The 20,282-nt window shown below is 35.5% G+C and carries 14 protein-coding genes; 11 read left to right on the top strand and 3 right to left on the bottom strand.

The annotated features are described in order from the left end of the window. Together I5168_RS05535 and I5168_RS05530 are read right to left on the bottom strand one after the other, a co-directional pair. Positions 1 to 459, bottom strand: a complete 459-nt coding sequence (locus tag I5168_RS05535) for a GNAT family N-acetyltransferase (protein WP_431472650.1) — start codon at positions 457 to 459, stop codon at positions 1 to 3. A 140-nt stretch (positions 460 to 599) separates the two neighbouring features. Next, positions 600 to 7,235, bottom strand: a complete 6,636-nt coding sequence (locus tag I5168_RS05530) for an MG2 domain-containing protein (protein ID WP_431472649.1) — start codon at positions 7,233 to 7,235, stop codon at positions 600 to 602. A 118-nt stretch (positions 7,236 to 7,353) separates the two neighbouring features. Between I5168_RS05530 and I5168_RS05525 the strand changes: the two genes are divergently transcribed. From I5168_RS05525 to I5168_RS05475, 11 genes are all read left to right on the top strand, one after another. Then, positions 7,354 to 8,097: a tetratricopeptide repeat protein gene (locus tag I5168_RS05525; protein WP_431472648.1), complete on the top strand. Its 744-nt coding sequence runs from the start codon at positions 7,354 to 7,356 to the stop codon at positions 8,095 to 8,097. A 3-nt stretch (positions 8,098 to 8,100) separates the two neighbouring features. Then, positions 8,101 to 9,456, top strand: a complete 1,356-nt coding sequence (locus I5168_RS05520) for a UDP-N-acetylmuramate--L-alanine ligase (RefSeq protein WP_431472647.1) — start codon at positions 8,101 to 8,103, stop codon at positions 9,454 to 9,456. 108 nt (positions 9,457 to 9,564) lie between these two features. Then, positions 9,565 to 11,112: a bifunctional phosphoribosylaminoimidazolecarboxamide formyltransferase/IMP cyclohydrolase gene (purH, locus tag I5168_RS05515; protein WP_431472646.1), complete on the top strand. Its 1,548-nt coding sequence runs from the start codon at positions 9,565 to 9,567 to the stop codon at positions 11,110 to 11,112. A gap of 54 nt (positions 11,113 to 11,166) precedes the next feature. Then, on the top strand, positions 11,167 to 12,195 hold the full coding sequence (locus I5168_RS05510; RefSeq protein WP_042279614.1) for a rod shape-determining protein: 1,029 nt from the start codon (positions 11,167 to 11,169) through the stop codon (positions 12,193 to 12,195). Between the two features lie 14 nt (positions 12,196 to 12,209). Continuing rightward, a complete protein-coding gene (mreC, locus tag I5168_RS05505) occupies positions 12,210 to 13,034 on the top strand; it encodes a rod shape-determining protein MreC (RefSeq protein ID WP_431472645.1) in 825 nt (274 codons plus the stop codon). Further along, positions 13,027 to 13,536: a hypothetical protein gene (locus I5168_RS05500; RefSeq protein WP_431472644.1), complete on the top strand. Its 510-nt coding sequence runs from the start codon at positions 13,027 to 13,029 to the stop codon at positions 13,534 to 13,536. Before mreC ends, I5168_RS05500 begins: the two co-directional genes overlap by 8 nt. Further along, entirely contained in the window at positions 13,533 to 15,461 is a 1,929-nt protein-coding gene (mrdA, locus tag I5168_RS05495) for a penicillin-binding protein 2 (RefSeq protein ID WP_431472643.1), read from the top strand. Before I5168_RS05500 ends, mrdA begins: the two co-directional genes overlap by 4 nt. Further along, positions 15,461 to 16,738, top strand: a complete 1,278-nt coding sequence (gene rodA, locus I5168_RS05490; protein ID WP_105018056.1) for a rod shape-determining protein RodA — start codon at positions 15,461 to 15,463, stop codon at positions 16,736 to 16,738. Before mrdA ends, rodA begins: the two co-directional genes overlap by 1 nt. Positions 16,739 to 16,793: 55 nt before the next feature. Further along, positions 16,794 to 17,735 carry a geranylgeranylglycerol-phosphate geranylgeranyltransferase gene (locus I5168_RS05485; protein ID WP_431472642.1) on the top strand — a complete coding sequence of 314 codons (942 nt, stop codon included), beginning with the start codon at positions 16,794 to 16,796 and terminating at the stop codon, positions 17,733 to 17,735. Continuing rightward, positions 17,735 to 18,685 (top strand): carbon-nitrogen hydrolase family protein, encoded by a 951-nt coding sequence (locus tag I5168_RS05480; protein ID WP_431472641.1) that lies wholly within the window; start codon positions 17,735 to 17,737, stop codon positions 18,683 to 18,685. The genes I5168_RS05485 and I5168_RS05480 overlap by 1 nt, the downstream gene beginning before the upstream one ends. Positions 18,686 to 18,744: 59 nt before the next feature. After that, positions 18,745 to 19,638 (top strand): pseudouridine synthase, encoded by an 894-nt coding sequence (locus I5168_RS05475; protein ID WP_042279603.1) that lies wholly within the window; start codon positions 18,745 to 18,747, stop codon positions 19,636 to 19,638. On the opposite strand, the gene I5168_RS05470 is transcribed toward I5168_RS05475, so the two are convergent. Beyond that, positions 19,616 to 20,266: a peptidoglycan-binding domain-containing protein gene (locus I5168_RS05470; RefSeq protein ID WP_431472640.1), complete on the bottom strand. Its 651-nt coding sequence runs from the start codon at positions 20,264 to 20,266 to the stop codon at positions 19,616 to 19,618. The two genes, I5168_RS05475 and I5168_RS05470, sit on opposite strands and share 23 nt — an antisense overlap. Positions 20,267 to 20,282 lie beyond the last annotated feature (16 nt).

The raw sequence follows: 20,282 nt of genomic DNA, 5'->3' as shown, positions 1-20,282 counted from the left end.
TTAAATACTTTTTAATTCTTTCCACATTCTATAATGAGGTCCTACCAGTGGTATGTCAAACATCTCACCCTGGACACTAAAGCCTAATTTCTCATAGAAAGGAACAGCATTAATTCTTGCATTACACCATAAAATATCAATTTGATTTTCTTGTAGTACTTGAAATCCTTTTTTCATGATAAGCGCTCCTATTCCCATTCCCTGTGCTTTTTCTATAACACCCATGCAACGCAATTGGTACTGAGTTTTTGAATGTACTGGAAAAGCAACCGGAGCCATGATTTTCATAAAAGATGCTACACCGTAAACCTCATCACTTATTACTGCGCCTAGGTGAATGGTACTTAAGTCATCATCACCTTCACAGTAACATGAATCTATAGGTCTACCCTGGCGCAATACTGGATGGCGCACTATATAGGTTTCTCTAGCGGTAATCTTTTTAATTTTTATGTCCATGAATGTTTTTCCATGACTAAAATAGAGAAACCTAAACAAATGTGATAATTAATACAGTGCTTTAGAAACTCATCGTTTAAAGGATAAAAAGTTCGCTAGACATTAACCACAAATACTTATGTAAAATGTGAATTCCTATATTATTCCACAATATTTACTCTAGTACCTGAACTATGGCTTCCATATTCTGGAGCATACATTGATTCTATTCGAGTTATTCCATTAGAAAATTGACCAGCATTGTTTGCTCGTACGTTATAATCAAATACATAGGTCCCTTTACCAATTTTATCAAAAAAGAAATGAGAAGCTACATCCTTGGTACTTTGATAATATCCTAGACCATCTTGCCATTTATACTTTGAAATAACATCTACTGGTTCAAAGCCACTGCTACGCATGTCCTTTAAGTGAATGTATTCCATATCCTCTACCGCCGTGATGATAATACGCACTGTAATAAGATCACCTATTTTAACCGGGTTTTCTTGAGTGATTTCTTGCAAACTAGCACCATCATCGTTTGTAATATTTTTAAATAATTGTTTTTTAACCTTAAGTGGACCATCACCTGAATGCGCCTTAATCTTATCTAAGTCTTCAAAATATTGCCAGTACAAGGCTCCATAACCTGTAGTACTCGATTTGTTATCTACCGTAACGGTTGCATAATCTTTAGATATTTTTTCCTTGTCTATACTAGTTTTAAAATATCCCGTTCCCTCTTCAACCTGGTCTTCATTTAGCATTTCATTTATCACATCTTTGCCTGCCCAATAAATACGCGGTTCAGCGCTGATACTAGTGAAGTTATCTCCTTTTAACAATAAGGCGTAACAAGCCATAGCGGTAGACTTTGTTGAATCCCATCTATTTGCTCGTCCTCTTCTAATCAAAGAGACCTTCAAAGACTCTACTGTTTCTTGATCGTCTGTAATCTCAGCAAAAGCTTCAATAGCTAGTGCAACAGTGTTCACATCATTGTTGTACCATCTCCAGCCGTATTTTGTATTCTCCCAATACATTCCTCTTGCCTCGCTATTAATAGCAATTTGTTTTAAACCTTCTAGAATCCTTTGAGCATCATTGGTAAAGCCATTGCGATGTAAAACAAGTGCTATTAATAATTGTTGGTACCTGGTATGGGTTGCAAATTCTGTTTTTGCTTTCGCGAAAGCGTAATCCTCATACTCCTTTAAAATTCCAGTTACAGGCTTCAGCCTTTTTTGAGACATCCCAAAGCTGCGCGCATATTGGTAATGCCAATAACCGTAATAGAAATTATAGTCCTCAGGACTTTTAAATTTAGTTGTATCTGTAATACGACCATAATTGGTACGATGATTCTTGAACTGCTCTTCCCATTTTTTATCAAGCGCATGAACACCTTTATCGTACATAGCTCTCATTTCTTCCTGATTTTCATGTCTAATTTGCAGTTGTTCCATTCGACCTATTCCCGAGACTATATGTCTAGAAATGTATTCATTGTCTGCACCGCCATTAAACCATGGAAACCATCCCGAATTATTTTGAAGTTTCTTAAGTTTTTTGAAAGTACGTTTCTGCTCTCTAGCTGTTCGATCCAGATCAAACAAAGTTGCTAGTCTTTTAAGCTGTTCTTTTTCATCCTGCGTATCTAGCACCCATGGAGTATGGGTAAGTAAAATAGATTTGAGTTCATCATTCTTTTCCATCTTTGATAAAGGAACGTCTAGTGCTGCCCATTTGTCAAAAACCTTTTTCACTTCTGGATGACTGTTTAAAATATGTGCCGATGTAGCATTGGCAAAATATCTAGAGAAAGTCTGTTCGGCACACTCGTGTTCATATTCCTTAAGATAAGGTAAGGCTTTAATAGCGTACCATGCAGGGTTTGAAGTGTATTCTAATGTAAGTTTATGATGTTCTAAAGTGCTGGAATTATTCTCTTTAAGATTGTTAAGGGTGAAACTTTTATTAACGCCTGATCTTACCCACATAGACTGAGTCTCAGTAACCAAGTCGCGATTAGTAAGAACAGGTAATACATTTTCTTCTCCATCTGAGAACTTGCCTGTACTTGCAGTAATTCTATAAGTGACTGGCGGCGCTCCTACTGGGACCACAAAAGTCCATGCTACTGATGTATTACCACCGGCATCTACCTGAAAATTCTGAGTAGCGCTAGTGTTATTAAATTTATCGTCAATACTTGAACCATCAATTGCACTTGATAATTGTAATCGAGCTATACCGTTATAATCCTCCTCAGAAAGGTTGGCTATTTTAGTAGATAATTTAATGGTATCTTTTTCTCTTAAGAATCGCGGTGCGTTGGGAACAATGCTCAAATCTTTTTGAGTCCGCACTGTTTTAGTGAGTTGTGCAAACTGACCTTGTTTGTTATGGGCTAGTAATCGAAATTTCCATTCGGTAAGCATTTCTGGACTCGTAAAACTTACTTTAAGATTCCCCTGTTTATCTGTTTTTAAGTGTGGCAGGAAAAAGGCAGTTTCTTTTAGGTTTTTTCTAGCCTTGACTTTGTTTAATTCTATTTCCTGATTAACAATGTCTGCAGTTGAAATACCTTGTTTGGTTGATATCACAATTACTCCATTTGCTCCACGATTACCATAAATGGATGTTGCTGCCGCATCTTTAAGAGTTGCGATTTCTTTAATATCATCTGGATTAAGCCCTTTGAAGTCTTCCTTATTCACAGGAACACCATCAACTATATATAAAGGTGATATATTGCTTTGACCAGATGATATTCCTCTTATTAAAACCTGTGGATTTGCACCAGGTTGACCACTTGAGTATTGCACTTGCAAACCAGGTACTTGACCTTGTAATCTTTGAATGACTGATGAATTTGGCCTATCCATAACTTCCATTGCTGAAACAACTGAAGTTGCTACATTTGATCTAGATTTATGAATTGTTCTATAGCCTACAACTACAACCTCATCCAAAGAAGAGTTTAAAGATGTATTGATTACCGTATCCTCTCCTACCATTATTTCTTTACTCTCATAACCTACATAGGAAACCACCAAAACATCCTCCTTTTGAGCAACAATTTCATAACGACCATCAAAATCTGTAGTGGTAACTATATTCGTTCCCTTCACATTCACTGTTGCGCCTAATAAAGGACCATCATAATCGCTCACGACTCCTACTACAAAACCTTGTTTTGGTTTTAACTCCTTATGTTTACGACTTATGTTTTTAAGATAACTACTATTTACAATTCCTGGATTATTAAAATTGAGTCCAAAAAACCGAAGTCTATCATACTCCAAAGTGGGCACTGTATTATCATAAGTACTATTAAAGAAGATACTATCAGAATCATCATTTAACGGTTCTATGTTTTCAAAATAACCTACATGTATACCGTAATTATAATTATTGAAGTAAGGCAAACCCCAATAGCTAGGCTTAAACTGATCTAGACCCAAATCATACATACTCGCTAGTACCTCTGCCACCATAGGCTGGTCTTTTTGATTTTTAATTTTAAATGACCATATCTCTTCTTCGCCTGGGGCTAATTTATCCCTAAATGTACTTGTCTCAATTTTATAATTGACTGGTGTAATTTTCTGTAGACTTAATGTCTTGGAAATGGAATGTAAATGATTTTCTATGTAGGTGATAAATTGAAAATTCAAATTATCTCCCTTTACATCTTTAAATGTATATGAAACACCATTTGTTCCCTTATTAAAGTAAAGTACTTCATCTTTTAAAATACTTTTTTTATCCCATATGAGCACACGTGTAAAAATACCATTCATACTAGTTTTTGCAGTAACACTAGTTAGGTCGTTATTTTGCGAGACATCAACCTCAAGAATTGTTGGAAACAATGGTTGCCTTTTATCGGCATGGATGTTAACCTCTTGTCTGTTAGAAACATCTTCCTCAATAGATTTTACGAAGAAGTAATAAGCCCCATTTTGCCATTCTTCATTAATTGGAACTTTTACTGAGGTAATACTATCTATCACCACTTCTTTTTTATAAAGGATTGGCATGTCCTTCCAATCATTTGCAGGACGGCTTTCATATCGATTAGAACTTGATACGAATTCCCGATTGTACGCTGCTCTGTATGGAAAAGCATTTATATGATCTTCGCGACTGTATTCGTAGAATTTAGGAAAGGCTTCTGTATTTTCAGATTTCTCATTTACAATGTATGATCTATGAGAATAGTAGTTAGATTCTGTTCTTTTTTGAAATATTGGTCGGTTCTCATTTTCCTTTTTTCGGATTTCTAAAACCACCTTTGTAGATGCAAATTGACCATTAGCATTCCTTGCGGCTATAGTTATTGTATCATTGTCTATGGTTAAATCGTTTTTAGAAATGGATAAAGAAAAGGGTTCTGTACTTACTTTAACCTGAGTATTTGCCTCTCTAGTTTCACCATTTAAATCGGTGACAGCAGCATTTACTTCATAGATATAAGATACCTTTTCCCCTTTCTTATAATTTTCATCTGGTAAAGCTTTAAAAACAATCTCGTAACTACCATCCTTTTTTGTTTTAACAGTTCCCGTTTGAAAACTCTCTTCTTTGTTTTTATACCTGTAATACCAATGGTATTGCGCTTTTCGTTTAACTGTATATTTAACCTGTGCATTAGTAATCGGGCTTCCTAATAAAGCCATTGCTTTCCCCACAACTTTTACACTATCATTGATTTTATAGAGTTCTTTTATTGGTTCAAAACTAGTTTTAAACTTAGGTAGTTTATATTCTTCTACTTGAAAGCTATATTGATTATTAATCCATCTGTCAACATTTCTTATTCTATCATTAATTTTATTTAAACTCAATGTAAACCTACCCGTTAAAACGTCTTGAGGTAACTTAAAAGATCCACTTACACTTCCATAATCATTAGTGGTCAACGTATCCTCATGAATCACTTGATAGTTAGCATCCTTTACCTCGAGTTTTACAGTAAAGTTATCGAGCGTTTTTGATTGCTTTTTATAGTTTTCTAAAACAATACCTTTAAAAAACACTTCTTGATTAGGTCGATAAATACCACGGTCCAAATAGAGAAATGATTTAGCTATACGCTCATGTTTATATTTAGTTTTTACTTCACGATATCCGTATAAATCAGTTTCTAGAGTATCCTTACCATTAATAATTAATAGATCAAAATCATTGGCGTCTTCATTCTTTTTTAAAGGTAATTTCACCCTACCATCTTGATCTACTTTAAAATTGCCTATAGGATTAAATGTATAATTATTAAATCTTTTTACACGAGCACTTCTTAAAGGAGCTCCAGTTTTTCGATTGTACAAACTCAATTCAATATAGGTTGGAGTCTTTCGCTCTATTGCAGCGATATTGCTTACATTGAATGAAAGAAATTTGATTTTTGAAACGTCATTTTCACAAACTTCAAGAACTGCATTATAATGACCAGCATTTAATCCAGGTACAACAAATTGATAATCATGAGAGTAAGTATCTTCCACATCGTGTAAAGGAAAATGTTCTGCATGAATTAATTCATTATTGGCTAGTGCTTTATTAAAAGTATCCCTAGCCAAACTATCGTTTTTATACAAATAGTAACTTTTACCAGGAATCACATATAAAGTAGCATTATCAATATTACGATATGTAAGGTTTCCTAAGATAGAATCATTCGGTGTTACGTAGTTATCGATATCAATCCTTGCAGTAGTTTCAAAAATGCTCGATAAAATTACTTGAGCCAGCAGACTACCGTAGGAATCTTTATAATCATCAATAGCAAGTTGAGCCAGTTGTATGCTTTTATTTCGGTAGGATTTAAAGTCTGGCAAAGAATAATTCAAGCTCAATTGATAATACTCTCTTGCAAGCAGATTCAAAACCAAACTTGCTTCCTTATTTCCCTTATTTGCACGATAGAACTTTTCTAATGCATCTATATATAATAAGGTAAATTCATCATTACTTAAACTACGTTCATATTTCATTCTTTCTATAACCGTGTAAAGGTAGGCCTGATCGTTACCCAGTCGACTATGTAACTTTTCCAATAAGTTATACATTTTTAAAACTGGATAAACTTTTAGCAAAGTAGCATTTGCACTGATTTCTTGCGTCGGCAAGAACATCTCCTTTTCTGTAGGTTTTATAGGCGAATAATATGATTTTTTGATTGGATCATTAAAAAAAGGAAATGCTTCTCTAAACAAAACGTCCAGTAAGGTAGGTTGTAAAAATCGTCCGTTTACACGTTGAAAGAATAATGCATCATATTCAACGGTTTTTATCTTGGCCAGTTCTAATGGCTCTTCTAAAGAGCTAGTGAATAAAGCATTGATTTCATCTACAAATTGAATCTTAGTCCATTGTTTAAAGTCATCAATAGCTCCATTTTGTTTATTTCTTCGATCGATAAGATACCTATTGGTATTATAATAATTATATAGCAATTGAGCTTTGTAGGATTGATATATGTTACGCTCAGGAAACTGTTTGATAGTTATTAAGCTGTCTAACATTTTGAGGACTTTACGTTGCGCGTCTTCTTGATTAATTAGTGTGTATTTCGATTTAAATACCGTAACCTTAATCATCTCGTCATTAAGATGTTCTTCCTGAGCTTTTTCATAAATACCGTTGAGTATCTTATGGGCTTCATTGATTTTATTTGAAAGCTCTAATTTTTCAATTTCTTCCCATTGATTTTGAAATGGAGATTGAGCAACGATAATTTGACCTAATAGGATAAGGACGAATAAAATGGCTGGCGTGCTTTTCATATCAATTTTTTATTAAAGATATGAGATAGGTACGCTTTCGCGAAAGCGAAATGAGTAAAACCCTATTTTTAATGAGTGAAAACCGATTATTGGACTGCTTTTTGATACTTTTGATGTTATGCAACGAGTATTATTATTAATTCTTTTCTTAGTAGCTTATACTATTCAGGCACAAACTGATTTACTAGATGCCGAAGCCTTGTATAAGAACAAAAATTACCAAGAAGCGTTAGTAAAGTACCAGAACATCTATGATAAAGACAGTACTCAACTTATAGCTATCGAGCGTTTGGGTGACATCGCTGGGCATCAAAAAAAATATAAGAAAGCTATGTCTTATTTTGAGATACTGGTTGAACGTGATCCTAAAAATGCTAACTACCATTTTAAATATGGTGGAGCGATGGCTTTTTACATCAAGGGAATTTCAAAATTTAAAGCGATTAAATATTTGGACGATGTAAAGTTTCATTTGCATCAAGCTGCTATTTTAGATAAAAAGCATATTGAGTCTAGGCACGCTTTATCTCAAATGTACTGTGAACTACCAGGTATAGTAGGTGGAAGTATTAAAAAAGCAAAGTTTTATGCTGATGAATTACTTAAAATATCACCGGTTGATGGTCATTTAGCATTTGGTTTTATTTACACCTATGAGGAAGATTACTCAAAGGCAGAAGATTCTTACAAGAAAGCCATTGAGATTGGAGGCTCTCCTACTACATACTTGCTGCTAGGGCAATTGTATGAGAAACAAGAATTACCATTGAAAGCATTAAAAATATACAAGACTGGTCTAGACAAAACAAAATCGGCACAACTACAAACCGCCCTAAGTCAATTGAACCAAAAGCTCAACTAATTTATGAAAGTACACTTTATAGCAATAGGCGGTAGCGCCATGCACAACCTAGCCCTAGCATTACATCATAAGGGTTATCAAGTTACAGGTAGCGACGATGTGATATTTGAACCTAGTAAATCCAGATTAGAAAAATATGGACTTTTACCAAAGGAATATGGCTGGAACTCACAAGCAATTACCACCGAACTAGATGCAGTAATTGTTGGCATGCATGCTAAAGAAGATAATCCTGAATTAAACAGAGCTCAAGAATTAGGTCTTACCATTTATAGCTATCCAGAATATCTATATGAACAATCAAAAAACAAAACACGAGTTGTAATTGCAGGTTCTCATGGTAAAACGACGATAACCTCAATGGTTCTTCATGTGATGCATTATCACGACAAAGAAGTAGATTACATGGTAGGAGCTCAATTAGAAGGATTTGATACTATGGTGCACCTTACGGATGATAATGAATTTATGATTCTTGAAGGTGATGAGTATTTATCAAGTCCTATCGATCGACGTCCTAAATTTCACTTATACCAACCTAACATCGCTTTATTGTCAGGTATTGCTTGGGATCACATTAATGTTTTCCCTACTTATGAAAATTATGTAAGTCAATTTGAGATGTTTCTTGATTTAATGAAAGATGGAAGTATACTTGTTTATAATGAAGAGGATGACGAGGTAAAGAGAATTAGTGAGGCTGCAAAAAAACCTACACGCAAGCACTCGTACCACATCCCAGAACATCAAATAATAGACGGTATTACCTATCTAGAAACACCTGAAGGTGCTATGCCTATAGAGATATTTGGTAAGCATAACTTAAATAACCTTGCTGGGGCAAAATGGGTTTGTCAACATATGGGTATCGATGAAGATGACTTTTATGAAGCAATAGCAAGTTTTAAAGGAGCTTCTAAACGTTTAGAAAAAATCGCGGAATCTAATGGTAAAGTAATTTTTAAAGATTTTGCTCACTCTCCAAGTAAAGTTAAAGCCACCACTGAAGCTGTACATGACCAGTATATCGAGCGCAAGCTCATCGCTTGTCTTGAACTACACACCTACTCCAGCTTAAATCCAGAATTCCTGAAAGAATACGCAGGAGCTCTTGATGCTGCTGATGAGGCAGTAGTATTCTTCAGTCCAGAGGCTGTTGCCATAAAGCAATTAGCACCTATTACAAAGGAGCAAATTTTCGAGGCTTTTGACCGAGATGATTTAATCATCATGACCGAGCCTGTGACCTTCAGCACATGGCTTCTTGAAAAAAATCTAGATCAGTCCGTTTTACTTCTAATGAGTAGTGGAAATTACGGCGGATTAGATCTAGAAAAAGTAAAACAAATGGTTGATTGAATCTGTCCAAATAAAATTTAAAAGTATCGCAATATTTTATTTATAATGGAGTTCAAAATGAATGAGTTGAATTACTTTTGCAACTTGTTTAAATAACCCCAACACAACATGAGTAATATCACTGCAAAAAGCGCATTAATTTCCGTATTCAGCAAGGAAGGACTAGAACCTATTGTTCAAAAAATGAATGAATTAGGTATCACTATTTATTCAACCGGTGGTACTGAAAAATTTATTACAGACCTTGGAATTCCTGTAGTTCCTGTTGAAGATGTTACCTCATACCCATCTATTTTAGGCGGTCGTGTAAAAACTTTACACCCTAAAGTTTTTGGAGGGATTTTAAATCGCCGTGACAATGAAAACGACGTTGCTCAAATTAAAGAATTTGACATACCACAAATTGACATTGTAGTAGTAGATCTATACCCTTTTGAAAAAACGGTAGCAAGTGGCGCAAGTGAACAAGATATTATAGAAAAAATTGATATAGGCGGAATTTCTTTAATTAGAGCAGGTGCCAAAAATTATAAAGACACTTTATGCGTAGGAACCGTTCAGGATTATACAGCTCTATTAGAGGTATTAGAAGAAGGTAATGGGGTTACTACCTTAAAACAACGCAAGCGATTTGCAACGAATTGCTTCAATGTCTCTTCACACTACGACAGTGCTATTTACAATTATTTTTCTGGATACTCTATAGATAAAGCTCTTAAGATAAGTGAACCTACTGTCATGCCATTGAGATATGGAGAAAACCCGCATCAAAGAGGTTGGTTCTATGGCAACTTTAACGAGATGTTTACCAAACACCACGGTAAAGAGCTATCCTACAACAACTTACTAGACGTTGATGCCGCTGTGAATCTTATGAGTGAATTTGAGCATGATGCCCCTACATTTGCGATTTTTAAGCATAACAATGCTTGTGGAGTTGCACAACGCGACACTATTCATCAAGCTTATGTTGATGCACTTGCTGGTGATCCTGTGAGCGCATTTGGTGGTATTTTAATCGCAAATACGAATATTGACAAAGCAACAGCCGAAGAAATACACCAGCTTTTTTGTGAGGTAGTTATAGCTCCTTCTTTTGATGAGGACGCTATGGAGATACTTAAAGGCAAGAAAAATAGAATATTACTAGAGCTTGTAGATGGTGCGCTTTCGCGAAAGCGTGATCACAACACACTTGAGATACGAGCTTCATTAAACGGTTATCTAGTACAGGATCCAAATATTAAGACAGATCAAAAAGCAGATCTAAAAACTGCAACTACAATAAGCCCAAGCGAAGAGCAAATTGAAGATTTATTATTTGCTTCAAAGATTTGTAAACACACAAAATCAAACACAATTGTTCTTGCAAAAGGAAAGCAGTTATGTGCAAGTGGTACTGGTCAAACATCACGAGTAGACGCTCTTAATCAAGCTATTCATAAAGCCGGTAGCTTCAATTTTGATCTTGATGGTGCTGTTATGGCTAGTGATGCATTTTTTCCATTTCCTGATTGTGTAGAAATCGCAGATAATGCTGGTATTAAGGCTGTTATACAACCAGGCGGATCCATAAAAGACCAACTTTCAATCGATTATTGCAATGAAAATAGTATTGCAATGGTATTTACAGGTACTAGACACTTTAAACACTAATTATTTGATTAGATTTGTAGGTGACGCTTATTAACTTATTCCTCTGAGGTTTATATGGGATTTTTTGACTTTCTCTCTGAAGATATTGCCATTGATTTAGGTACGGCAAATACTTTAATTGTACACAATGGTAAAGTTGTTGTGGACAGTCCATCTATTGTTGCTAGAAATAGAACTACGGGTAAAATCATAGCCGTAGGTAAGGAAGCAGCCATGATGCAAGGTAAAACTCATGAAAATATCAAAACCATTAGGCCGCTTAAAGATGGTGTAATTGCAGACTTTGATGCCTCTGAAAAGATGATTTCGATGTTTATCAAAGAAATCCCTGCACTTAAGAAACGACTTTTTACCCCATCGTTAAGAATGGTGATTTGTATCCCATCTGGGATAACCGAAGTTGAAATGCGTGCGGTTAAAGACAGTGCCGAACGTGTAAATGGTAAGGAAGTTTACCTTATTCACGAACCAATGGCAGCAGCTATAGGTATAGGTGTTGATATCATGCAACCTAAAGGAAACATGATCGTTGATATAGGTGGAGGAACAACTGAAATTGCGGTTATTGCTCTAGGAGGAATTGTTTGTGATCGATCGGTAAAAATCGCAGGTGATGTTTTCACCAACGATATCGTTTACTACATGCGCACACAACATAATCTTTATGTAGGTGAACGCACTGCAGAAAAGATAAAAATTCAAATAGGTGCAGCTACCGAGGATTTAGAAGTTCCACCAGAGGAAATGAGCGTGCAAGGTCGTGACTTAATCAAGGGTAGACCAAAAGAAGTTAAGATCTCTTATCGTGAAATTGCCAAAGCACTTGATAAATCAATCCTACGTGTTGAAGATGCTGTGATGGAAACTTTATCTCAAACTCCTCCAGAACTAGCAGCCGATATCTATAATACTGGTATTTATCTTGCTGGTGGAGGATCGATGCTTAGAGGACTGGATAAACGTCTATCTCAAAAAACCGATCTTCCTGTATACATTGCAGAAGATCCTCTAAGAGCAGTGGTACGCGGTACAGGACTTACATTAAAAAATCTAGATAAATATAAAACTGTTCTAGCAGGATAGACATATTATAACCTATGCAGCAAATTATTAACTTTCTGATTAAGTACAGAAATTTATTGCTGTTCCTGTTTTTACTTGTTGTATCAATCAGTTTAACTGTACAGTCACACGACTATACTAGGTATCAATTTATTCATTCTAGCGGCAACTTTACTGGCGGAGCTTTAAGTTCAAAACAGTCTGTTGCAGACTATTTTAATCTGAAACAAGTAAATCAAGAACTTGCAAATGAAAATGCAAAACTTAGAATGTTACTTGACGGTCTGAAAGCAGATACTTTAAGAATCGATACAACTACAGTTATTGCACAATCAACTTATACAGTAATACCTGCAAAAGTTATTAAAAATAGTTTTCTCAAAAAGGATAATTATTTAACCCTAGACATAGGTGAGGAAAATGGAATTGAACCAGATATGGGTGTCATTACAGACAAAGGTATCATCGGTATAATTGATAGGTCCAATTCCAATTATTCTAGAGTAATATCTGTTTTGAGCTCTGATCTTTCAATTAATGCACAAATCAAGGGAAGTAATGTTATCGGGTCTTTAAAATGGAATGGACAGGATCCCTATTACCTAAGCTTAGAAGATGTTCCCAGACTTGCACAAGTTAAAAAAGGCGATACCATTATCACAGGTAAGCAATCCACTTTATTCCCACCTAATATAGAAATAGGCACTATTAAAAAAGCTGAGCTTATCGATAATGGAGCCAAGTATAAAATCGATGTACAACTTTTTAATGACCTAACTGATTTAGGTTATGTATATGTGGTTAAAAACAAAATTTTACCTCAATTAAAGGAAATTGACACACTCGGACTAAATGACTAAAAAAAGTATATATACCGCTTTTTCAATACTGCTAATATTGTTCTTACAAGTTTTTGTATTGGATCATGTGTACTTCTTAGGGTTTATTAATCCTATCATCTATGTCATCATCCTGTTACTATATCCTGTAGAACATAATAGAGCGCTTTATTTAATTGCTGCTTTTTTTCTGGGATTATTTATAGACACTTTTCAAGACACCGGTGGCGCACACGCCACATCATGCCTGGTTTTAGCTTTTTCGAGACCGTTTCTTTTACGTATTATATATGGAGAAAGTTATAAAATGAAAAATTTAAAAATAATTCAATCTAATTTTGATCGATTATTACTACTACTGATTCTTGGAATACTGATACATCATTTTATATTTTTCAATCTTATATATTTTAACATGAGTCATATACTCATGGCCGTTAAAGACACGTTTGCTATAGGTGGCTTAAGCCTACTTATATCCTTGCTAGTAATATATTTAGTAAAACCTAAGGTTGTAAGATGAAAAAACTACTTCTTTTATTTCTAGTAACCGTAATTGGAATAGTGTTTATCGCTAGGCTTTTTTATTTACAAATCTCTACTGACAGCTATAAGCAAAAAGCAGTTGAAAATGCACAAAAGGTAATTTATGATTACCCAGAGCGTGGTTTTATTTATGATCGCGATGGAGAATTAATGGTAGGTAATCAGGTAGCTTATGATATCATGGTAACACCTAGAGAAGTCAAAGAGTTTGACACTTTAGCCCTATGTAAATTACTTAAGATTGACACCAATAGACTTCTCAATCAATTAAACAAGGCCAAAAGCTGGTCTACTCGCAAGCCCAGTGTTATCATACCACAACTTACTCAAGAGGAATATGCTCCTGTTCAAGAACAACTAAGAAAGTATAAGGGATTTTTCGTAAGACGTAGATCGTTAAGAAAATACCTTGTAGATCATAGCGCAAGTGTTTTAGGTTATATAAGAGAGGTAAACACTTCAAAGATTAAAAAAGACCCATACTATGACCTAGGAGACCTTGCCGGTAAAAGTGGAATCGAACTTCAATATGAGGATACATTGCGAGGAATTAAAGGTAAAAAAATATACCGCCGTGATGTTTACGGTCGAGAGTTAGAATCGTATGAAAATGGGAAATATGATATAGAAACAGTAGCAGGTAGTGATCTTACTGTAACTCTAGACAATGATCTTCAAGCTTATGGTGAACTTTTAATGAAGAATAAGCGAGGTGGAATTGTCGCTATACAACCAAAGACAGGTGAAATTCTTAGCTTAATAACTGCCCCTAATTACGACCCAAGTATTCTGATGGGTAGAGATCGATCAAAAAATATAAATGCGATCTTACGAGACACCATAAGACTTCCTGATTTTAATCGTGCTCTACAGGCACAATATGCACCTGGATCACCTTTCAAAGTCTTAAACGCACTTGTAGGTCTAGAAGAAGGAGTAATTAGACCTAACGAAAAATTAAGGTGTAATCACGGGTATGATTACGGTGGACGTAAACCTTTAGGTTGCCATTATCATCGCAGTCCACTGGGCATGGAGTTAGGAATAGCAGAAAGTTGTAACTCCTATTTTGCTCAAGTATATAGAAGAATTATAGAAAAAGAAAGTTCTCCAACGGCTGGAATGAATAATTGGAACAAGCATATTTCTAGTTTTGGTTTGGGAGATTATTTAGGTTATGACCTACCAGTAGGTCGCGCCGGTAGAATTCCAGACGGCGAGTTCTATAACAACAACTATAAGTTTAAGTGGTATGCTCCTACCACAATATCAAATGCAATTGGACAAGGAGAAGTTGAAGCTACTCCTATTCAGCTCGCAAATATGACAGCTGCAATTGCTAATAGAGGATACTTTTACACACCACATATCATTAAAAAAATTAATGGAAACCCTATCACAGAGGAAAACTACACAACTAAAAGATATACCACTATAAGTCCCGAACATTTTGAACCCGTAATTGAAGGAATGAGCGAGGTGTATAAAAGTGGAACTGCAAAATACTCACAAATTCCAGGTATAGAAATTTGTGGAAAAACTGGAACGGTTGAGAACAAAATGCGAATTGATGGAAAAACGAAACAACTTACAGATCATTCTGTTTTTATTGCATTTGCTCCAAAAGACGATCCACAAATAGCGATTGCAGTTTTTGTAGAGAATGGATATTGGGGTTCAAGATATGCTGCTAAAATTGCCAGTTTAATGATTGAAAAACACATCAAAGGCGAAATTACCAGAACAGATTTAGAACAATATTTACTTACTCATAGTTTGGAATATGAGTATGCAAAACCCTACAGCGGTGAAGAATTTCTTATTAATGAAGCGGTAGATAGAGGTTTAATTACAGAGGAGAATAAACACATATATGCTCCGGACAATGGCTTACTTAAATAATGAGAATAGGAGACAAACCTAAATACGATTTTTACACTATTTTCATTTTTCTAGGTTTAATTACTATAGGATGGCTAGCGATTTACTCTAGTGTTAATGTTGAAACGTATTCCAGTATCTGGGATATGAATGTTGAGTACGGTAAACAATTCATTTGGATTGCCCTAGCCCTGCTTCTTATCGTTATTATTTTAGCTATAGAGCCTAAGTTTTATGAACGCTTTGCAGGTGTTATTTATGTCGTCTCGATGCTTTCCTTGTTAGGTCTTTTTGTATTTGGAAAAGAAATAAGCGGCGCCAGATCTTGGTATTCCTTTGGAAGTGTTGGTTTACAACCTAGTGAATTTGCAAAATTTGCTACGGCACTAGCAGTAGCCAAGTATCTAAGCCAGCTCAATGTAACTCTAAAAAACAAAAAGCATTTATTAATTGTAGGAGGAATTATCCTATTGCCACCACTACTTATAATCCCGCAACCTGATCCTGGAAGTGCTTTAGTATATTCCGCGTTTTTCTTTACTTTATATCGTGAGGGATTGTCTTTATGGTTTCTCACATTGGGCTTACTAGCGGTAGGACTTTTTGTAGGTGCACTTGCAATAGGACCTATACTAGTTTCGATAAGTGTACTAGTTGTTGTTGTAGTTATGTACTTGCTTTCGCGAAAGCGTAAACATAAAAAACGACTCGCTCCACCACGTAAATGGTTGTATATAATTACTGCATTTCTTGCAATTGGTTATACGTTTTCCACACAGTTTGTATTTGAAAACGTACTAAGCGATAGACATCGTAATCGTATTGATATTATTCTAGGACGTGTGGAAGACAATAAAGGAATAGGTTATAATTTAAACCAAAGTCTTATTACTATAGGACATGGTGGATGGACAGGAACCGGTTTACTTAAAGGATCTCAAACACAAGGTGGTTACGTCCCAGAGCAGCATACAGATTTTGTATTCACCGCTATAGCCGAGGAATTAGGGTTTGTAGGTGCTAGTGCCGTAGTGTTATTATTCATGGCACTTATTTACAGACTAGTCATAATGGCCGAAAGACAGCGTAATCAATTTGCTCGAGTTTACGGTTATGGTGTCGCCGGTATTTTTACTATTCATTTTTTTGTGAATATAGGCATGGTGCTAGGGCTATTGCCTACTGTAGGAATACCACTACCCTTTGTAAGCTATGGAGGAAGTGGTCTATGGGGCTTTACCGTATTACTCTTTGTATTTGTAAAACTAGATGCACACAGGATGAGCTACGACCATTAACCCTAATTGAATAAGTATTAACACAGTTGTGATAATTTGTCTGTAAATTCGAACTGTGAATCTGGAACAATCATATCAATCTAGGAACAAACAAAGTTTGCGCACGTTATTGGTTAAATCGTTAAGCCTTTTCAGTACGGTGAGGTTGTACAACGTGGGGCTAATAGCGGTAGCACAATTACTGGCTAGTATTTTTATCATCGCTCCAGAATTGCCAGTAAAAAGTCTTTTGCTAGACTATAAATTGTGGCTCCTTATTTTAGCTAGTGCTAGCGCCATTGCCAGTGGCTACATTATAAATAACTTTTACGACCGGGAAAAGGATTTAATCAATAGACCTCAAAAAACCTTATTAGAAAATCAGGTAAGTCGATCAACGTTATGGTCTGTGTATTTTACTCTTAATGCCATTGCCTTTTTGTTAGGCTCGATCGTCTCGTGGCGTGCTGGGGCATTTTTTGCATTTTATATTTTTGCCATGTGGTTGTACTCACATAAACTCAAAAGAATTTTATTTCTAGGTAATTTGATGGCGGCATTGTTATCCATAAGTCCATTTTTCGTTCTTTTCATGTATTATCGTAATTTCTTACCAGTGATTCTTATTCATGGGTCCTTTTTGTTTTTGATTTTGGGAATGCGTGAACTTATTAAGGACCTAGAAAATTTACGTGGTGACCTAGCTCAAAACTATCACACTATTCCTGTTGTTTTAGGAATTAAAACGAGTAAAACCTTTTATACCTTTCTTACATTCATAGCAATTATCCCAGCATCCATTCTTATAACCACCTACAATGTAGGTGACATGAAGTATTATTTTGCGATGGTTGCTGGAGCTCTACTGGTATGTTTACCCTTATTATGGTCTTCAAAAAGAAAGCGGGAATATTTATTAATCCATTTTATTCTCAAAGTTATAATTGGCGTAGGCGTATTTTCAATATTATTAATTGACTTACCAGCCATAATAAATAGATTAAAGGACTTCATATAATGAGTAATTCAAAAATAAAAGTAGGACTAGCGCAAATAAGCCCTGTATGGCTTGATAAAAAAGCTACGTTAAAAAAAATATTGAATACGCTGGAGCAAGCAAAAAATCAGCAAGTAGAACTAGTAGCTTTTGGAGAAGGCTTATTACCAGGATATCCATTTTGGCTAGCACTTACCGATGGGGCTGCTTGGAATAAAAAGATTGTCAAAGAACTGCATAGACACTACAGTTTAAACGCAATTTGTATAGAAAAAGGAGAGCTAGATGAGGTATGCGTTTTCGCGAAAGCGAATAAAATGGCAATTTATTTAGGAATAATAGAAAGACCGGAAGATCGTGGCGGCCATAGTTTATATGCAAGCTTTGTTTACATCAATCAAGAAGGTTTAATACAAAGCGTGCACCGTAAATTGCAACCTACCTATGACGAGAGGTTGACATGGGCACCAGGTGATGGTAATGGATTAGTAACTCACCCATTGAAAGATTTTACGGTAAGTGGTTTAAACTGTTGGGAAAATTGGATGCCACTTCCTAGAGCTGCGATGTACGCACAAGGCACTAATTTACACGTAGCTTGTTGGCCTGGCAGTGACCACAATACTAAAGACATTACCAGATTCATCGCAAGAGAAGGACGCACCTTTGTTTTAAGTGTTGCGAGTACAATGTTTAAATCTGATTTTCCAGAAAACACTCCTTATTTAGATGAAATTCTAACAAATGCTCCTGAAGTACTAGCCAACGGTGGTAGTTGTATCGCAGGACCAGATGGGGAATGGATTATTGAACCACAAGTTGGGAATGAAGAGTTAATAACGGCTACTCTAGACCTTCACCGTGTTTATGAAGAACGTCAAAATTTTGATGCAGTTGGACATTACTCTAGACCAGACGTCACTCAATTACATGTGAACAGAGATAGGCAGTCGACCATAAAATTTAAATAAATTCATCTCTCTCAAGCACAGGTCTTTCAAAATATTATCTTTGCAAAAAAATAGCAGAGATGAATAAGGGAAAAGGAGGACGTAAGGGACCAGCTAATAGTAATTCTAAAAGCAAATCTACACGCAACACTCGCGGTGGTAAAAATCAAATTATAGGCACATCTAGAACAGGAAAACCTGTTACTAAAAAACAGTACATAAAACGCAAGAAAAACGAAAGTTCCTCAACTAGCGACGATACAAAAGGTATTCGTTTAAACAAATACATAGCCAATTCTGGAATTTGTAGTCGTAGAGAAGCCGATGTGTTTATTGCAGCTGGTAGTGTTTTTGTTAATGACAAACCTGTTACAGAAATGGGTTATCGAGTGCAGCCAGACGATCACGTGAAATTTGATGGCCAATCTATCACTCCTAGAAGGAATGAGTATTACCTACTAAATAAACCAAAAGGATTTATTACGGCTAACAAAGGAGATAAGGCTTCTAAAACAGTTGATGATTTAATGCGCAATGCAAGTGGATACCACCTACATCATGTAGGTAAACTTAATAGAACTGGATTAGGACTAATGATATTTACCACAGATATTAAAATGGCCAATAAACTTAATAATCCTAACCTAAAACTAAAGAGATTATATCAAGTCACGTTAGAACGTAGTTTGAAACATGCTGACCTTCTAAAAATTCGTGAAGGACTTATTATCGATGGACAAGAGATTCATGTTAATGATATCAATTACATTGAAAACGGTCGCAGTAACGAAATTGGTATAGAGCTTTCCATAAATAAGGAAAGTATTGTAAAAGAGATCTTTGAGAGTTTAGATTACTCAGTATCCTCTATGGATGTTGTTATGATTCACGGTTTAACCAAAAAAGACCTACCTAGAGGCCACTATAGAAAGCTTACTCAACAAGAAGTGATTAATTTACAGATGTTGTCGTAACCTCAACAAGTTTTTCGAGAGTCAGCGCATCGAGCTGTCCGTCAGGAAATAAGCTATGTGCTGACTCGAATTTACTTACAGCTTGTGTAGTGACAGTGCTATAAACACCGTCAACTACAATACTATCTTTCAGTGCCTTGTTGAGAAGTTTTTGAACCTCATAGACAAGTACTCCTCGACTACCAGTTTTCAATTCATTTTTGGGAAAAGCAACTAGCATATTCTTATATAACGGCAATACTTTTGATGGTTGAGGTTGCTGTGTAATTCCTAGTTCCTTCTTTTGGATTTCATCGTTGGTCCATCCCTCAGATTTTAAATGAGCACTATTTTCAAGTTTATTTTCCAGATATTTTACTAAAGCTCGTTTTGATGCATATTTTTTAATCGCGCGTTGCGTTTCTATATCGTCATCTGATGGGTTAATTACATCTACATCATTCACACTCCATTCATATTGAATATAGGAGTTTAAATCTTCAATAGCTTCATAATAGGAAAATAAAACGCTATCATCATGATAAGTAATATCAATCTTTTCACTTGCCTCATAATTTGCATTATCAGGATGCAATCGGCGCCAATCTTTATAGAAATCATAGGCTAGAAAACCGACTATTATAATCAAAAGAACAATAATGATT

It is taken from the genome of Nonlabens sp. SCSIO 43208 (assembly GCF_050703575.1).
Taxonomy (GTDB): Bacteria; Bacteroidota; Bacteroidia; order Flavobacteriales; family Flavobacteriaceae; genus Nonlabens; species Nonlabens tegetincola.
Note: the sequence above shows the minus strand (reverse complement) of the source record. Positions and strands in the feature narration are given on the sequence as shown.

Bases quoted from the DNA above. Each gene is read 5' to 3' on its own strand.
- I5168_RS05530 (WP_431472649.1), bottom strand. From the start codon at position 7,235: ATGAAAAGCACGCCAGCCATTTTATTCGTCCTTATCCTATTAGGTCAA.
- I5168_RS05510 (WP_042279614.1), top strand. From the start codon at position 11,167: ATGGGATTTTTTGACTTTCTCTCTGAAGATATTGCCATTGATTTAGGT.
- I5168_RS05525 (WP_431472648.1), top strand. From the start codon at position 7,354: ATGCAACGAGTATTATTATTAATTCTTTTCTTAGTAGCTTATACTATT.
- rodA (WP_105018056.1), top strand. From the start codon at position 15,461: ATGAGAATAGGAGACAAACCTAAATACGATTTTTACACTATTTTCATT.
- I5168_RS05535 (WP_431472650.1), bottom strand. From the start codon at position 459: ATGGACATAAAAATTAAAAAGATTACCGCTAGAGAAACCTATATAGTG.
- I5168_RS05475 (WP_042279603.1), top strand. From the start codon at position 18,745: ATGAATAAGGGAAAAGGAGGACGTAAGGGACCAGCTAATAGTAATTCT.
- I5168_RS05520 (WP_431472647.1), top strand. From the start codon at position 8,101: ATGAAAGTACACTTTATAGCAATAGGCGGTAGCGCCATGCACAACCTA.
- mrdA (WP_431472643.1), top strand. From the start codon at position 13,533: ATGAAAAAACTACTTCTTTTATTTCTAGTAACCGTAATTGGAATAGTG.
- purH (WP_431472646.1), top strand. From the start codon at position 9,565: ATGAGTAATATCACTGCAAAAAGCGCATTAATTTCCGTATTCAGCAAG.
- I5168_RS05480 (WP_431472641.1), top strand. From the start codon at position 17,735: ATGAGTAATTCAAAAATAAAAGTAGGACTAGCGCAAATAAGCCCTGTA.
- I5168_RS05500 (WP_431472644.1), top strand. From the start codon at position 13,027: ATGACTAAAAAAAGTATATATACCGCTTTTTCAATACTGCTAATATTG.
- mreC (WP_431472645.1), top strand. From the start codon at position 12,210: ATGCAGCAAATTATTAACTTTCTGATTAAGTACAGAAATTTATTGCTG.